We start from the raw sequence: 617 nt of genomic DNA, 5'->3' as shown, positions 1-617 counted from the left end.
CCCATCACGGCGATCTCGTTGGTGGGCCAGGCGTAGGTCAGGTCGGCGCCGATCGACTGGGAGTCCATCACGATGTAGGCACCTCCGTACGCCTTGCGCAGGATCAGCGAGATCCTCGGCACGGTGGCGTTGCAGTAGGCGTACAACAGCTTCGCGCCGTGCCGGATGATTCCACCGTGCTCCTGGTCGACGCCGGGCAGGAAGCCGGGTACGTCCAGGAGAGTGACGATCGGGATGTTGAAGGCGTCGCACATCTGTACGAAGCGGGCCGCCTTCTCGCTGGCCTCGATGTCGAGGACACCGGCCAGCACCTGCGGCTGGTTGGCGATGAGGCCGACGACCTGGCCGTCCAGACGGGCGAGCGCGCAGATGATGTTCCGCGCCCAGCGCTCGTGGACCTCGAGGTACTCGCCGTCGTCGACGATCTCCTCGATGACCTTGGCCATGTCGTAGGGCCGGTTGCCGTCCGCCGGGACCATGTCCAGCAGGACGTCGGAGCGGCGGTCGACCGGGTCGGCGGTCTCCACCCGGGGCGGGTTCTCGCGGTTGTTCTGCGGGAGGAGGGAGAGGAGGTAGCGCACCTCGGCGATGCAGGTCTCCTCGTCGTCGTAGGCGAA

1 pseudogene is annotated in these 617 nt (G+C 67.1%); it reads right to left on the bottom strand.

Annotated features, from left to right (window positions below):
- A pseudogene (locus IE249_RS27465) lies at positions 1-617 on the bottom strand (carboxyl transferase domain-containing protein); the annotation flags it as partial.

The sequence above is a fragment of the Streptomyces anandii JCM 4720 genome (assembly GCF_014650655.1).
Lineage (GTDB): Bacteria > Actinomycetota > Actinomycetes > Streptomycetales > Streptomycetaceae > Streptomyces > Streptomyces anandii.
This window is presented reverse-complemented; position numbering and strand designations above follow the sequence as displayed.